This is a genomic window from Alteromonas sp. G4i35 (assembly GCF_054960375.1).
The window spans coordinates 1-15,106 of sequence record NZ_JBHNZD010000020.1 but is presented as its reverse complement, the minus strand read 5'-3'; the positions used below and the strand labels follow the sequence as shown (position 1 = coordinate 15,106).

The 15,106-nt window shown below is 45.2% G+C and carries 12 protein-coding genes, 1 pseudogene and 1 riboswitch; of the genes and pseudogenes, 9 read left to right on the top strand and 4 right to left on the bottom strand.

The window, feature by feature from the left end:
• Window positions 1-292 precede the first annotated feature (292 nt).
• A riboswitch (yybP-ykoY riboswitch) is annotated at window positions 293-419 on the top strand.
• Between the two features lie 52 nt (window positions 420-471).
• Window positions 472-1,029 (top strand): manganese efflux pump MntP, encoded by a 558-nt coding sequence (locus ACFI6L_RS13795; protein ID WP_462574221.1) that lies wholly within the window; start codon window positions 472-474, stop codon window positions 1,027-1,029.
• 8 nt (window positions 1,030-1,037) lie between these two features.
• On the opposite strand, the pseudogene ACFI6L_RS13790 reads toward ACFI6L_RS13795, so the two are convergent.
• Window positions 1,038-1,250, bottom strand: a pseudogene (locus tag ACFI6L_RS13790) (TonB-dependent siderophore receptor); the annotation flags it as partial.
• Between the two features lie 310 nt (window positions 1,251-1,560).
• Between ACFI6L_RS13790 and ACFI6L_RS13785 the strand changes: the two are divergent.
• Window positions 1,561-3,447, top strand: a complete 1,887-nt coding sequence (locus ACFI6L_RS13785) for a TonB-dependent receptor plug domain-containing protein (RefSeq protein ID WP_462574220.1) — start codon at window positions 1,561-1,563, stop codon at window positions 3,445-3,447.
• A gap of 10 nt (window positions 3,448-3,457) precedes the next feature.
• Complete coding sequence (locus tag ACFI6L_RS13780) at window positions 3,458-3,901, top strand: DUF6314 family protein (RefSeq protein ID WP_462574218.1); 444 nt, start codon at window positions 3,458-3,460, stop codon at window positions 3,899-3,901.
• A gap of 18 nt (window positions 3,902-3,919) precedes the next feature.
• Here ACFI6L_RS13780 and ACFI6L_RS13775 read toward each other — a convergent pair whose 3' ends face one another.
• The 3 genes from ACFI6L_RS13775 to ACFI6L_RS13765 all read right to left on the bottom strand — a co-directional run bounded on the left by ACFI6L_RS13775 (window position 3,920) and on the right by ACFI6L_RS13765 (window position 6,239).
• Window positions 3,920-4,783: a DMT family transporter gene (locus tag ACFI6L_RS13775; protein ID WP_252119072.1), complete on the bottom strand. Its 864-nt coding sequence runs from the start codon at window positions 4,781-4,783 to the stop codon at window positions 3,920-3,922.
• Window positions 4,784-4,854: 71 nt separating this feature from the next.
• Entirely contained in the window at window positions 4,855-5,724 is an 870-nt protein-coding gene (locus tag ACFI6L_RS13770) for an MIP/aquaporin family protein (RefSeq protein WP_462574217.1), read from the bottom strand.
• 323 nt (window positions 5,725-6,047) lie between these two features.
• On the bottom strand, window positions 6,048-6,239 hold the full coding sequence (locus ACFI6L_RS13765) for a hypothetical protein (protein WP_075176767.1): 192 nt from the start codon (window positions 6,237-6,239) through the stop codon (window positions 6,048-6,050).
• Between the two features lie 279 nt (window positions 6,240-6,518).
• Here ACFI6L_RS13765 and ACFI6L_RS13760 point away from each other — a divergent pair, with 279 nt between their 5' ends.
• From ACFI6L_RS13760 to ACFI6L_RS13735, 6 genes are all read left to right on the top strand, one after another.
• Window positions 6,519-6,935, top strand: coding sequence for a Dabb family protein (locus tag ACFI6L_RS13760; protein WP_101565759.1), 417 nt, complete (start codon window positions 6,519-6,521; stop codon window positions 6,933-6,935).
• Window positions 6,936-7,094: 159 nt separating this feature from the next.
• Entirely contained in the window at window positions 7,095-7,427 is a 333-nt protein-coding gene (locus ACFI6L_RS13755) for a DUF1904 family protein (protein WP_462574216.1), read from the top strand.
• Window positions 7,428-7,561: 134 nt separating this feature from the next.
• Entirely contained in the window at window positions 7,562-8,254 is a 693-nt protein-coding gene (locus tag ACFI6L_RS13750) for a hypothetical protein (RefSeq protein ID WP_462574244.1), read from the top strand.
• A gap of 95 nt (window positions 8,255-8,349) precedes the next feature.
• Window positions 8,350-11,280 (top strand): cadherin-like domain-containing protein, encoded by a 2,931-nt coding sequence (locus ACFI6L_RS13745; RefSeq protein ID WP_462574214.1) that lies wholly within the window; start codon window positions 8,350-8,352, stop codon window positions 11,278-11,280.
• Window positions 11,281-11,297: 17 nt separating this feature from the next.
• On the top strand, window positions 11,298-14,018 hold the full coding sequence (locus ACFI6L_RS13740; protein ID WP_462574213.1) for a TonB-dependent receptor plug domain-containing protein: 2,721 nt from the start codon (window positions 11,298-11,300) through the stop codon (window positions 14,016-14,018).
• Entirely contained in the window at window positions 14,009-15,079 is a 1,071-nt protein-coding gene (locus ACFI6L_RS13735) for a cytochrome-c peroxidase (RefSeq protein ID WP_377948152.1), read from the top strand. The genes ACFI6L_RS13740 and ACFI6L_RS13735 overlap by 10 nt, the downstream gene beginning before the upstream one ends.
• Window positions 15,080-15,106 lie beyond the last annotated feature (27 nt).

Below are 15,106 nucleotides of genomic sequence, written 5' to 3'. Positions count from 1 at the left end.
GGCGCTGCAACAACGAAGTGCCTCTATTGTACGGGCAGAGGAAAGGGATGAACAATGAAATCGTTAACTCGCTAAGACAACGTCTTATTCAGGGAGTTCATGAGTAGGAGAGAGGCGCAAAGCGTAACGCTGAAAAAATACTTGGTTGCCGACACTTAATAAAATTGAGTGTATGACCACTGTTGGAATATGTGCAATCGAAAGAGTGTGAACATGGTGTCATTTATATCTCAAGTTGGGCAGTTTGTCGCAATCAACTTGATTAGTTTATAGTGGCTATGTACCTTAGGGTCCTCGATTGGGGAGTAGCCTGTTTTCGTTTTAAATGGTAAAGTTTGTATCAACATAATTGGTCACATTACCATGGTACAGACACCTCTTGGTTGGCGAGACCATCGATAAATCCACGCTTAAAGGTCAGGCGTGCGGATTTGTCGTGGACTCAATTAGCCTGACCGGAGTTCTAAAACTATGAGTATCTTCGCTCTTGTCTTGCTAGCCTTTGCTATGTCAACAGATGCGTTTGCCGCCGCGATAGGCAAAGGTGTCAAAATCAATCGCCCTCGTCTAAGTTTTGCCCTCAAAATTGGCCTTTTGTTCGGACTCATAGAGGCAACAACCCCATTTATAGGCTGGTTCATTGGTCGCGCGGCGTCTTCATACGTTGAAGCATGGGATCATTGGATTGCGCTAATCATTCTTTCTGGTTTAGGTATTCATATGGTACTCGAGAGCCTGAAACCTGCCGAAGAAGAGTCGACGTCTCAAAAACAATCCTTTATTTTATTGTGTATTACTGCGTTAGGCACAAGCATCGACGCAATGGCAGTGGGTGCAAGTCTCGCGCTAATTGAGGTGAATATTGCTATTGCTGCGACGTTAATTGGGATAGCCACTTTTTCGATGGTAACTATTGGCATTATGCTGGGCAGTGTTATGGGAACATTGATAGGTAAGCGAGCAGAGACATTTGGTGGCATTGTGCTTGTTTCGGTTGGTACTTGGATCTTTGTGAGTCACACGCTCTAGAGCGTGTTGATCTTTGTGGTTTGAACGCTAACCGTGCTTCTATTACCGCTATAGCCACGCACGTTGAAGCCGTTTGTTAAATATCCCGATGGGTTATTTTCATCGCCAGAAAAACTTCGGATCGCAAAGCTATCGAACATGCCGCCAGAGTTGTTTTGTCTAACAATGGTGGGCACAAAATCTAGCGCATCGATGAAGCGCGTGATCTCTTCTTTTAAGATCAAGCATAAGCAAGGTATTACGTGTCTTTGGCAGGTTTTGTAGAGGTTGTGAATGTTATGTTATCTCGTTTCTTTTGGCAAGGAAGGTAAGCAGACAATAAGGTGAGATTGATAATTGTTGCGGGCTGCTACAGATACATACAGTCTGTTTATATTGATAAATAGAAATGTGCAGAGCTGTAAGTAAAAATAAACTTACTGGTCTAAACTCACCTGCGCAGCGTTTTCCTCGGTCTACTAATGCTATACACTTCGCGTTTTTATTACTCTTGCCTGCAGGCTGAACCTAAATTTTTAACTAGGACACTGAATGCGTCACACAATCCTATCTTTGCTCTTTTGTACTTTACCTTTTACCGCCATGGCCGCTGAAAGTGTTGATTCATCAAACGCTAACTCTGGCGTGAACCGCAGCGAAAAAGGCGTAGAAAAAATTACGATTGAAGGGGCGGCGACGGCGAACAACAAGCCGGTAGGGACGTTTAATTCACCTATATCTAACTTAGAGTACGATCCGCGAGTCGATTTGCAATCAAGGAACATGGCAGAAGCGCAGGCTGACGTGACTATTCGCGGCGGTATATTCGAAAACACGGGTTTTCGCATAGGAAGCGCAACGCTTATCGACCCGCAAACGGGGCACTATTTTGCTGAAATTCCGATTGCGCCAGAAATGTTGACGAAGCCGAGTATTTTCACAGGGGTCGATAACGCGCTTTACGGTGTAAATAGCTCTGTAGGTACGGTGTCTTACGGCTGGCGTCCCATCCAAACAGCAGGCAGTGTGTCAGTGGGAGTAGGTAATAACAACTTCAATTTGCAGCGTGTACACGGTGCAGTAAAGTACGCGCTTAGTGATTTACCCGGTTGGTCTGTTGGGGTTGAAGGGGAGTATTCTCGCTCTGAAAGTGATGGCACTATTGCTAATGGCGATCATAATTTCGAACGCGCGTCAGGGCGTATTCAGCTGGCAAGTAATGACTCACAAACCGACGTGTTTTATGGCTTTCAGCAAAAGTTTTTTGGCTGGCCTAACTTGTACACGCCTTTTAACGTAAACGAAACAGAAGACATTCAAACCCGTTTGGTCATGCTAAATCACAAACAGCGCTACGGCGAAGAGAGCATGAAAAATACCTTTGAGGTTTCTGCTTACTACAGAGAGAATGACGACCATTACGTGTTCTCACGTGAAAATCCTGAAGCGTTTCAGGCGTTTCATGAAACCCAAGTGAAGTCATTGGCGTTTTCCGGTACTCATAATGTTTCGCAAGAATTTGGTATCAACTACGCAGCACAGCTTACTGCAGACGACATCACATCAACCACGCTAGAGAACAATTTCACCTCTCGCGACTACTACAAAATAAGCGTAGTGCCCGAGTATCGAACTCAGTTGAACAGCAATGAATCGCTTACCGTTCGTTTAGGTGGGGCGTTTGACGATACAAATCGCGACGACGACCGGCTGTCTTTTGTGGGCGATATTAGTTGGCTTACCCAAGCAGGGAGCAATGCTTCGCGTACACTCTATCTTTCGTATGCAGAGGCGACGCAGGTGGCCGGCTACACTGCTGTAGGCGGCAGCACCACAAGCGGTCTGTTTAGAAGTAACAACCAGTTACAGCGAGAAGTCAGTAAAAACTTAGAGTTTGGGGCGTCATTTGATAAAACGTCTTTCAAAGTTGATACCGCCGTATTTTATCGCTGGGATAACGAGCTGACAGATTGGACGTATAGCTTTGACGCTACTTCAGCACGTAGTGCAAACCCGGTTGATATCGAAACCTTAGGTGTTGAGGTGATTGCCATTAAACGCTTTGAGAGCGCAGATGTGGTGGCCAGCTACACCTATTTAGATAAGTCTGAAGACTATCGAATTGATGAGGTAGACGCGAGCTTTTACGCGCTTAACTATCCGCCGCATCGCGCCACCCTTGGGGTGGTGTGGTTTGCAACCGATACGGTTGAAGTGCGCATTGACAACGAGTGGCGGAAACAAGAAACCAATGCGCTTAGAAACGGCGGTGACTCTGCGTTTTTCTCACATGTCACTTTCACATATTCACCTGCTCAGGTTGAAGGGTTAAGCCTGGTATTGGCAGTCGATAACTTGTGGGATGAGCGCTTTGAAGAAATCCCAGGAACGCCGGGGCGCGGCGACCAATATTCTGCCACTGTTACCTATTTTTGGTAAGGGCGGCGCAATGACAGTTAATTCTCCTCATACCTTGGACGATTTTGCTGGACGATGGGCGCTAACGCGCAAAATCATCCAGCGAAATGGCGATGTATTTACCTTTTCTGGCGAGGCTGAATTTAGCTGGCTGGAAGGCAGCGTACAAAAAGAAAAAAGCGGCTTGGCGTATTACGAAAAAGGCGAAGTAACTGCGCCTAACGAAAGCGTAATGCTCGCAGAACGTCGGTATTTCTGGCAGCAGCCTCAAACCGGTTTATTTGAAGTGTTATTTGACGATAAGCGCTATTTTCATTCTTTCAGTGCGACCAACCCAAACGCTGAGCACTTGTGCGGCGATGATAATTACGTGGTGCGCTATGACTTTACAACGTGGCCTGTGTGGCGCTCTACGTGGCAGGTCATTGGGCCGCGCAAAGACTACACCATGGTGAGTGAGTATAGTCCTGCGTAGCTTTGGCCTTTTTGAGGCTTATAACTGTTTCTGCTTCTTAGCGTGTTGATGAGACATCCAAAGTGCAATAGCAATGATGGCACCGCCAAGAAGCAGGCGAGAAAAGTCGGTGTCTTTTTGCCAAAGCAGTAAATTAACCACAAGCCCCGCAGGAATAAGTGCGTTATTCATAATAGCCAACGTACCACCAGAAACGGCTAGCGCCCCCTGGTTCCAAAAGTAGTATCCAAGCCCTGATGCCACAATACCCAACCACAGTAGCACTCCCCATTGCTCGGTATTTTGCGGTAGTTGACTTGGGTTGCCGAATAGGAAAAAAGCAGGCAAGGCTACAACTAACGCGCCTAAATAAAACCACGCGAATACGTTGTGATAGGGTACTTGAGCTGTAAAAGTCGAGGTCAGCTTTTTATAACCCACTTGTCCTAGTGCAAAGGAAAGATTAGCACCCTGAACAATGGCAAAACCAAACCAGTAGTTATCAGTCACGCCATCAAAGCGAATTATGGCTGCACCTGCGGTGGCAATAAGTGCGCACAATAAATAAAACGGGGTAAACCGCTTAAACAGGGCGTCGTTCAAAATGGCGACATAAAGCGGCGTAAAAATGGTGAAAAGCAACACTTCTGGCACGCTTAAAAACAAAAATGCGTGATAGAAGAAGATGTACATTAGCCCTAATTGCACAGCACCTAAACTGGCCAGAATCACCTTTTGTTTAAGGTTCAATAATGCCGGCCTAAGGAAAGGAAGGAAGACCAGTGTGGCGAGCACAATGCGTGTCAAAACAGCAAAATAACTGTCTACTGAGCCAGCCAAAAACTCGCCTATGAGCGAAAAGGAAAATGCCCACAGGACAGTAACTGCTATTAAATAAAACACACGCTATGCTTCTTTGTAAGTTCAACCGCGGCGTAAAATAGGCCATCGCCGCTCGTATATCAATAGTTAGCTTACCCTCTATCAACACTCGCTTCAGAAGTTGGTGTAACAGCGGAAGTTTCGCAATCGTTTGGAATAGTGCAGGCGCGACTTTCTGGCGAAAGGGAATGACCTATTAATACAGGGTACAGCCAAGCGCCAAAGCATGCTCCACATATAGGCGCTACAATAGGCACAATAAAGTAGGGGATGTCTTTCGCCCCATCAAGCGCATACTCCCATCCCGCAATATAGGAAAAGAGCTTAGGACCAAAATCACGAGCTGGGTTCATGGCAAAACCGGTCAACGGCCCTAAAGAAGAGCCAATGACAGCAATGACAATACCAATTAGTAGCGGATTCACGGCTCCACGTGATGCGCCGTTATTTTCATCTCCCAATGCCAGTATTGCGAACATCAAAACGGCAGTGATAACGAACTCAACGCCAAAGGCTCCCCAAAATGAAAGGGCTTTGTGGGGAAAAGTAGAGAAAATGCTTGCTGTTGTGAGAGCGTCTACACTATCGCGCGAGAGGTTATGAGTAAGTTCATAATCTATAAAAAGTTGATGATACAACCCGTAGATAAGTGCAGCAGCAGCGAATGCCCCCAAAAACTGGGAAAGAATGAAGGGGGCAACTTTGTGCTTTTCAAAACCGTGAAAAAGCGCAAGCGCAATAGTTACCGCTGGGTTGATATGTGCACCGGAAACGCCAGCAGTACAATAAATGGCAACAGCGACGCCAAACCCCCAGACAATACTGATTTCCCATTGACCGAACGAGGCGCCTGTTAATACCAATGCTGCTACGGCACCAACACCGAAGAATATCAGAATTGCCGTGCCTACGAATTCAGCAACACACTGGCGGAAAAGCGTTGGTTCCGTGAGAGGTAACATAAATCTTCCTTTTAATCTTTAACCAGTACAACGCATTGTTCAGAAAAAGAAGCGACAGAGCTATGTTATGAAGAATGAAAGCTGAAACCGTTTTATGTTGGCGCAATAGTGCATTAACCGTTCATTCAACTAACAGGCCGTTAGGTGCTAATTCTGACGCAGCTTCCCATGTACATTTAATAGGAATGCATCATAAAACGAACATAAACGAACTACAAATGAGCAAAAACGAATATTTATCGTTCTTGGTGTTGATACTGGTATTCAGCTTGGTATAGCAGCACCGCTGTTACCTCAGAGCGGTAATACTAAAAAGGCCAGTCTTAGTGGAGTACGGATATCTCAGTACTGAGGCTAGCATTTTTGTTGTCGCTATCGCCTTTTAACTCTCCCGCTTCTTCAACCAATGCCGTCATAGCGTCAATAATATCGAGGAAGCTTGCTAGCTGCTCTGGCGTTAGACCATTAGATAAGTTTTCAATTTTATTGATAAGCTGTTTGGTAGGTAAGCGCATAGCGTCAAAATCTCGTTGTTTACATGTTTAAAATTCAGTTTCTTTAGGTATCTTTCAAGTTGCTTGCCAACATGCAGAATATTAAACTCCTGGCGCTTTCTTGCCTTGCTAATTGAGTTCAGATCTATTTCACAGTGAAAGACAGAGCTCACAAGTGTGTGTTTACGCGAAGATGAACGGGTTCTTATTGCTTCAATTGAGATCCAGTGTCATTGTAGAAACATCAGCATGTTCAATGTTTATGACAGAAATCTACAGCTAAGGTAAGCAGGCTCTATTATGGCAGATACAAAAAGACGACAATTTTTAGCAACCGCAGGAGCGTTTGCTTCGCTATCTGCATTGCCCGCTATAGCGCATTCGCCCCGCACCACAAACGCTGAGTTACCACCTATCCTTCATATGGTTTACTTCTGGCTGAAAGATCCAACGTCAACAGAGGATAAGCAAAAGCTCATTGCTGGTTTGCAATCGTTGCGCGCTATCCCACAAGTTCACTCGCTTCACATTGGTGTGCCTGCCAATACACTAAAGCGTGACGTGATAGATAACTCGTTTGACGTGTCGGAACTTATGCTATTTGAAAGTGTTGAAGCGCAAGATGAGTACCAGCTTCATCCTATTCACAAAAAGTTTGTGGAAGAGTGTTCTCATTTATGGCGTGAAGTGGTGGTGCGAGATTCTGTTTCGGTATAATTCTTAATTTGCCGTGACAATGTTTTACCCTTTTACCGAATAGTATGGCATTCATCGCGTACTAAAGGCGAGTCCTCAGTCTAGACGCTTTTAAAGCGTGGTATAATGCCGTTTAGAAAATTCCGGTACACAAACTAAAGAGCTATTAAAGGACAAAAAATGCCGCACATTCGCGCAAGAGGTATCGAGCAATCAGTGTTAGAAGAGGTTGCAGGTTCTATCGTTGAACAGTTTGCCAAACTGACCGACACCCCTAACGATCATTTCACATTAGAGCACATTGCGAGCCAGTTCATTGTGGCCGGTGGAGCCTCTTCGGCTTATCCGTTTGTAGAAGTTTTGTGGTTTGATCGCGGGCAGGATGTCAAAACTGCAGTGGCTCACGTTATCGATACTGCGCTTCGCCCCTTCGTAGGAGAGGATAAGGACATCACCGTTTTATTTGAAGATCTCAATGCTAACGACTACTACGAAAATCGCGAACATTTCTAGCGTTTGTATGTCTAGTTAAGCTCCTGCAGAGCAAGATTATCTAGTCCTTTTTCATTGCTACTCTTCTCTTTTCATTTTTTTAAAGGTTCATCATGTTCTTTGAGCGTGTTTCACATCGTCCACTGTTTTTAAACGTGGCCTTTTTGATTTTTCCTCTTTTACTAGCGACGAGTTTTGGTCTTCATGCCAAAGTATTTTTGGACGAAAAGACTCTTGTTTACCAAGGTGGGATCTCAAAAGAAAACAACGAAACTGCATTCGAACTGTTCAAACAGGCAGAGGTGAAACCTACTACTTTGGCAATTACCAGTGGTGGCGGCAATGTAGATTTAGGAATGGATTTAGGAGAGTTTGTTCTTGAACACAGCCTGGATGTAAAAGTGAGCACATTTTGCTTTTCTTCATGCGCAAACTACGTATTCACCGCGGGTAAAAACAAGTGGCTTGGAGAAAAAGCGGTACTGGGTTGGCATGGAGATGCGGCTTCAGCCTATTGGCGAGACAGCGATATTGACGCCATGGTAAGGCATTTCGAGGGCGAAGAGAAAAGCAAAAAATGGCAAGAACTTCGACAACATTACGATGACATCACACAAAGATCTGTTGCCCGAGAAAAGCGGTTTTTTGAACGTATTTCTACCGACCATGCACTGCTTACTATAGGGCTATCGAAAGACCTAATTAAAGCAGCGGTTGAACAAAAGGCAAGAGGGTGGACGGCTACTCCGGCACTGCTAGAAAAAATGGGGGTAAATAACATCAAGTTTATATCATCTCCTTGGCAGCCTGGAAACAATCCTCGTTTCCCGCTTTTAATTCTTCAATAAAGAAATGTAAAGATTTGAACTTTTAGCAAATGAGAATTGATATCATTTGCATTATTTATTAGTATGCGCTCCCTTTTTGCTTGGAGTTGGCATACATGGCACTTGAGTTCGTTCAAAACAAAGAAAATAGACGAAGAATTAACGTAAAACTGGCGTGTTTGACTACGACTGTTTTAGCGTTAACTGCATGCGGCGGCGGAAGTGGAGGCAATAACGCGCCAAGCTTAAGCCAAGCTAGTTTATCCATAACTACGCTTGAAGATAATACCGCGACCGGAACGGTTGTGGCGTCAGATTCAGACGGTGACACGCTAGGGTTTTCGGTGGGTACAAGCCCCTCTAATGGAAGCTTAACCGTAAGCCAAGACGGTAGTTTTGTTTACACCCCTAGTGCCGACTTCTTTGGTGAAGACACGGCAAGCATCACAGTATCAGACAGTATCGAGTCAGTAAGTGCATCGATTTCTTTTACGGTTACAAATGTAAACGATTTACCTGTCATTCAGACCTCATCGCTAGTTGTCGGTAGTAACGGCGAAACAACCGGAATTATCGAGGCCACAGACGTTGATGGGGATACATTGACGTTTACCGTGAATGCCCAACCTGAACAAGGCGTAGTAGACATTGATAGCGCAACTGGGGCGTTTACTTTTGTCGCGAACGAACTTGCCACGGTTGACGACAGCTTTGTAGTGAGTGTGTCAGATGGCATCGGTGAGCCAGTGCTTGGTACTATCGATTTAGGTGCCTCGTATGTGAGTAATGAGGACAAACTTACTTATTATTACGCTTCGTCTCATTCACATATTACAAACGCCGAAAATATGGTGGTAAGGGATGGTACGAACGATGTTTTTGTCATTACTGACGCCGAAGTGGCAGAAGATGCCTACATCAATATTGCCGTTGGCTATGCAGTAGCAGGCTTTGCAGACTTAAGTTTACAAACTATCAATGAGAAGGTCATCACCCGTTCAGGTAAAGCTGAAGCGCTGCGCTTAAGTGCTAACGAACTGGAAAGAATTGGGGAAAGTGACACTGCAAAAACTTTCAGAACCGAAGCCGTCGTTCAGAAAAATGCGTATATTGCCGAGCTTGGTTTAGATAACTTAAGTACAAGTGATGCCACCTTTTATCGAAAGCTTGTTGAAGATTATATCGACGCCGATGACTTTGATTCTGCAGTAGTTGTATTAAACATAACCCGAGCCTACGCCGAAGAATTGTCTGATTTGACCCAAGCGCGTACCAGCGCACACGGAAAATTTGGCGTTTTAGCTACAGATTTATTGGCGAGCCGTGTAGAAGCCTACGCTACGCAGCAGTCTGATTTAAACTACGAATCAGTCATTACCGCGTTAGACTACGCAATTCACATTGCGGATACCACAAGCTTTAATACGGTAAGGGGAAACAACAATTTTACTAGTCGTACGTTACTGCTAGTCGAAGCGACGCGCTACGCATATGCCGCTAGCCTAATCGGCAGCGATGAACAGAAAGCAGAGCTGACGCACAGAGCAAAAACCTCATTAGCACGCGGTATATCAATGTATGTGACCGCTGACTATGACGATGCTTATCGCGTTGATGTGGCTGACTATGCAGAAGAAACGTTAAGTCGCTACCCAACGGGACTGGGTAACCTGACTGGTCCCTTCGCTGCTCTTTATCCAGATTATATTGCGGCAAACTCTACCGAGACTGCTATTGGTAATTTACCGCTAATGTTAGTAGAAGAGGAAGAGGGCTCAACAGATTTAGACACTAAGAAAGCGTATCGCGATCACTATGCTTACAGTATTGTAAGCCGCGCATTTAACGGTGAAGATATTACCCCGCTTATTGAAGCGCTTACCCATACCTTTACTGTGACCTACACTGACACCGAATACGTGGTTGAAGCCCTAGTAGAACAGGATGATGCTGGTTTTCTGGATAAGCGTGCAGCGTGGTTTTTACACTATTCAGGCCTGAATGCTGAAGCTCGACAAATGACAACAGCGGCTATCGACGTGCTATCCACCCAAGCTTATTTTGATGACGTTGGTTACAACGTAGATAAGTTGGTAGAAAACTACGGATGTAGTCGTTTCGTCGAGCTTTACGCTGAATTTGGCGGTGATAATGAAACACGAAATACTCTCTATGGTAAGTGTTTAGATATAGTGGCTTTGTACTTTGGCGAAGATAGCCAAGCCTCAGAGCTCCAAAAAATGAATGCGTTTATCAATGCCGCTTTTATCCAGCGTGCACTGGGTAACGAAGAAGGTATGCAAAGTGCCATAAGCGCAGCTCGAGCCAATGTAGAAGCCCTTGCAGGAGACGATGAAGATCTTAGCAGCTTGTTCGAATCCAGAATCTATATTGCCAATGCATTTGCGTCGCTAGGCGAGCTTGAAACGGCGGCCTCTATGTTCTCTACCATCGCCGACCAGGCTGTAGAAGCGGTATCTAACGCGGCCACAATAGAAGACAAGGTTGATGCGGTAGACGATATTCTTGGTGAGCTTGAAGCGGCTTTCGAACCAGATGACAGCAACGCTTTTTTAAATATTGACAACCTGCTACTTGCCACTAAAAAGCATGCTGGTCTAAATGAAGAATATGCTCAAGCTATCAGCAGTATCAACGCTACAGGCGCTGCTTTACTAGAAAGCTTACTGGCAGCAACATCTGAGTTTGCAGACAGCGAAAACGTCGATTTTTACGAATCATTCATTGAGCAATATGCATGGTTAGGTAATTACGAAGACGCGCAGTCGTTATCTGTTAACGAAATCTACACCACTGCGGATAGCGAAGCCTTATTTGCAGTTATAGCGGAAACAATGGCGACCCAAGATGACTTCCCAGCATCGGCAATAGCCAACGTAGATACTGACAATGATGGTCTTCCCAACTTTTTCTTATTAAATGCGACCGAAGACGCTATCTCTGAGTCTGGACTTAGTACAGACAACGACGCTGATAACGACGGCATTGAAGATCCTAACGATCTAAACCCTCTAGACAAAGATTAAGCATAAGGTAATTTTTAATGAAATATGCAGCCCCTAGCGGGCTGCTGTTGTCGTTATTAGCCAACGCAACGTTTGCTAATGCCCAACAGCAGCAAGATGTAGTTGCTCCTACGAGTGATGTTTGCATTTCTGAAGACGCATTGAACAGGATGACCGATGCTGAACGATTGGCGTGTGTGGAAGAAAACGAGAATGCCAAAAAAATTGAACGTATCTTAGTTGAAGGTCGTTTTATTGGCTTGCAAGTGCCAGAAGTTGAAGGGCGCTTTACGCTAGATAGAAACTTCATTGAGTATACGCCGCGCACGGGCGGAGACTTTACCGAATTACTCGGACTATTGCCGGGTGTGGTGCTTGGGTCTGAGCAATATGACGCGTCTGAACAAGGAGAGATTCAGGCACAGCGGGTGTCAATTATGGGCGCTGAAGCATGGCAAACCGGTTTCTTCCTTGACGGTATGAACTTTAACAGTCGCCAAGATCCAAGCTCTTACCGTTCAAATGACACGCTCATAAATGATGTGGAAGGTACAACGCAAACCTTCAACATTAATCAACAAATTATAGATAGCATTACGGTTTACACCAACAATGTGCCTGCCCAATACGGCAGTTTCAGCGGCGGCGTGGTAGATGTAGAAACGCGCGAAAGCTATAAAGAAACCGAATTTGGTTTTAACTATCGCACTTCTCGAAGCGATTGGAATAGCTATAAAACCTTTTTAGCTGAAGATGTGACCGAAACCAATGAAGAGGCACCTGATGAGCCTGCCTTTGAAAAGCAGATATTAAACGTTAATTTTGCCAAAGCGCTGAATGAATACTACCACTTGTTGGTTTCAGCAAATTACACCACCAGTGAAATATCCAAGTTAAGCCTAAATCAGCCGGTTGCTACTGAGCGCGAAAACGCCAACGTACTGGTTAAACTTACCCAACGAAATCTATGGGTAGATAAGCTCACGTTAACGGCTAACTATTCACCGTATACAAGCAACGACATCATAGCCAATGCAATTGACAGCGACTTTGAAATAGAAGGCGGCGGATTCAGCAGTAGCGTTAAAGTTGAGCACGGTTTTGATAGTTTTGCGCTTGAGTCAACGCTTAGCTTCGCAGAGAGTTACAATACGCGCTACGCAAACCCTCACTACTATCCTTGGGCTAAAGCTATTGGAAGGGAGTGGGGAATAGGAGATCCCACGCAAGAAGCCGCTGTGTCGAACCAAGGTGGATACGGCGACTTGGACAAAACTCAGCAAACGCTCTTTTTTGATAATTTAGTCAGGTTTAACGCGTTTAACTGGTTGGATATTGAACACAGCATAAAAGCTGGGTTTCAATATAATAATGAGTCGCTGGAGCGACAGCGGTATTACGATACCTACGTTTACAACTCACCGATCACTGGGGTGAGTAACCTGAACTGTAACGGGGCGGTGTTCGACTGCGTAGCTTTAACGACGTCAATGACCATAGAAGAATTAGAGGCACAGCTTGGAGAGCCTTTAGATTTTACCAATCCTGATCACGTATTGGCGTATTCAAATATTGTGACTGCGTCCCCTCAGTATTTCGCATTGAGAAGCGTGTATCCTGAAGAATACATCGACGTAAATGTGCAAAATGTTTCGTTTCACGTTACCGACAGCATGGACTTGGGCGACGTAACACTAAACGCAGCGCTGCGTGCGGATTACGATGACTTTCTACAGAATGTAAACATTGCCCCCCGTATTAGCGGTGGTTACCGGTTATTCGGCGATGGCGATAAGCTCATTACTTTTGGTGCGAACCGTTATTACGATACCAACCTACTTTCTTACGCAGTGCGAGAAGCACAGCTGCCTTATCAGCTGGAACGCCGAAGCATTGCATTAAATGGCGACCTTCAAGGTTGGTCACCGTTATCTGGTGGAAGCGATTATCGCTATCGTTTTGACAACCTGGATACGCCTTACAACGATGAAATTGTACTTGGTTGGAAGCAAGCTACTGACTGGGGGAACTACGCTATTGAGTATGTGAAACGCTGGCGTCGCGATCAGATTTCCGTGAGCGGTGACCCCGTTTACATCCCTGAGGACGGCTATTACTACCGTACGCAAACCAATAATGGTAAAGGCCAAAACGACCGTATTTCGCTCTCATGGGCATGGCAATTTAATACCAGTAGTTTTTGGTTTAATACCACCTACCAAATAAGTGAAGAAGTCAGTTTCGACGAAGAAGACGTCGATGTTGCGCCTATTGATGAGCTTATCTTCTTGCGCAGCGGAGATGAAGAGACTGGCTATACCTATGTAGAAACGACGCTTAATAATTTAAGTCTTGCTAAAACTGAGTTTTCACAGCCGTTGGCGTTTAATGTGGGGTGGACAACAGGATGGACCGACACCTTCACAACTAGCGTAACAGGCTCCTATCGCCAGGCATTTGACGATTATGTTGCTACTGACGATGTGCAGTCTAGCGGACAGCTTTTGCGTATTTGTTCTATTTGTGATGGTGAAGAGGTACTTAATGTTCCTGTTTATCAGCTAGTGAACGTTCCAAGTCGCTTTTTGGTTAATGCGTCTGCTACTTGGGTACCTGAAGTAGTAGGAGATCATGCTCTGCGGTTTAGAGTGGATGTTCAAAACCTCTTTGACGCTCGAACTTATTCCGTTACCTCAGGCACTTCGGGTATAGAGACCGGTCGTTCAATTTGGTTTGAAGTGGGTTATCAATGGCACTAATCAGGTTATTCGCCACTGCTTGCAGCTTTCTGGTAACAACAGCGGTTGCTGGCGACGCATTGCGAGAATGGTATGCCGCGCCTATTGAACAATGGCCAGCAGCGATAACCGCTGATGGCCATGCGCCACTCGCTTTGTCGCCGCTAACGCCAATTGGCTCTTTGGCGACTGAGCAACAAATAAAGCTAGGTGAAAAACTCTTTAACGACCCTATTTTGTCACGAGACAATACGGTGAGCTGTGCAAGTTGTCATGTAAAGTCGCTGTCATTCCAAGATGGCTTGCGCAGTGCTAAAGGAGTGAGAGAGCAGATAGGCAATCGTAATACCCCGGCTATTTTTGGTATTGACCACTGGCAAAGCTTTTTTTGGGATGGTCGGGCGCAAACTGCCACTGAGCAAGCGTTAAAGCCAATAGAAAATCCAATAGAAATGGATTTGCCATTGGAAGAAGCACTAAAGCGCTTAAATACTTCGACAGACTATAAAGCAGCGTTTGACGAAGCCTACGGAAAAGAGCACATCACATCAGCGATGTTAGCGATGGCTCTAGTTGCGTTTGAACGTACAATCCCACCGCCAGACTCGAAGTATCAACGCTTTATTGCTTTGGCTCAAGAAGCGCCTAAAAAAGCACAAGCTATGCTTTCTGAATCTCAGCTAGAAGGATTACACCTTTTTAGAACGAAAGCGAAATGCATGACATGTCACGAAGGTGCACTGCTTAGCGATAATGATTTCCACGTTACAGGGTTTCACCGTTACGGCTTGTCTTTTGAGGACTTGGGAAGAAGTGAGTTCACTCAAAATGTACAGGACATTGGGAAATTTAGAACTCCATCACTATTAGGTGTCTCTAAAACTGGCCCTTGGATGCACAACGGGCTGTTTGTGCAATTCAGACCCATGATTGAACAATACAATGGGGGAGGCTTTAGGCCAAAACCGAATAGAAAGAACGCAATGGATCCGCACTATCCCAAAACGACCCCGCTTATACAGCCACTTAATTTAAGCGATGATGAAATAAATGCGCTGGTGGCGTTTCTTAACATACTTTAGAAAGAAAAAGCCTTCCAAATGGAAGGC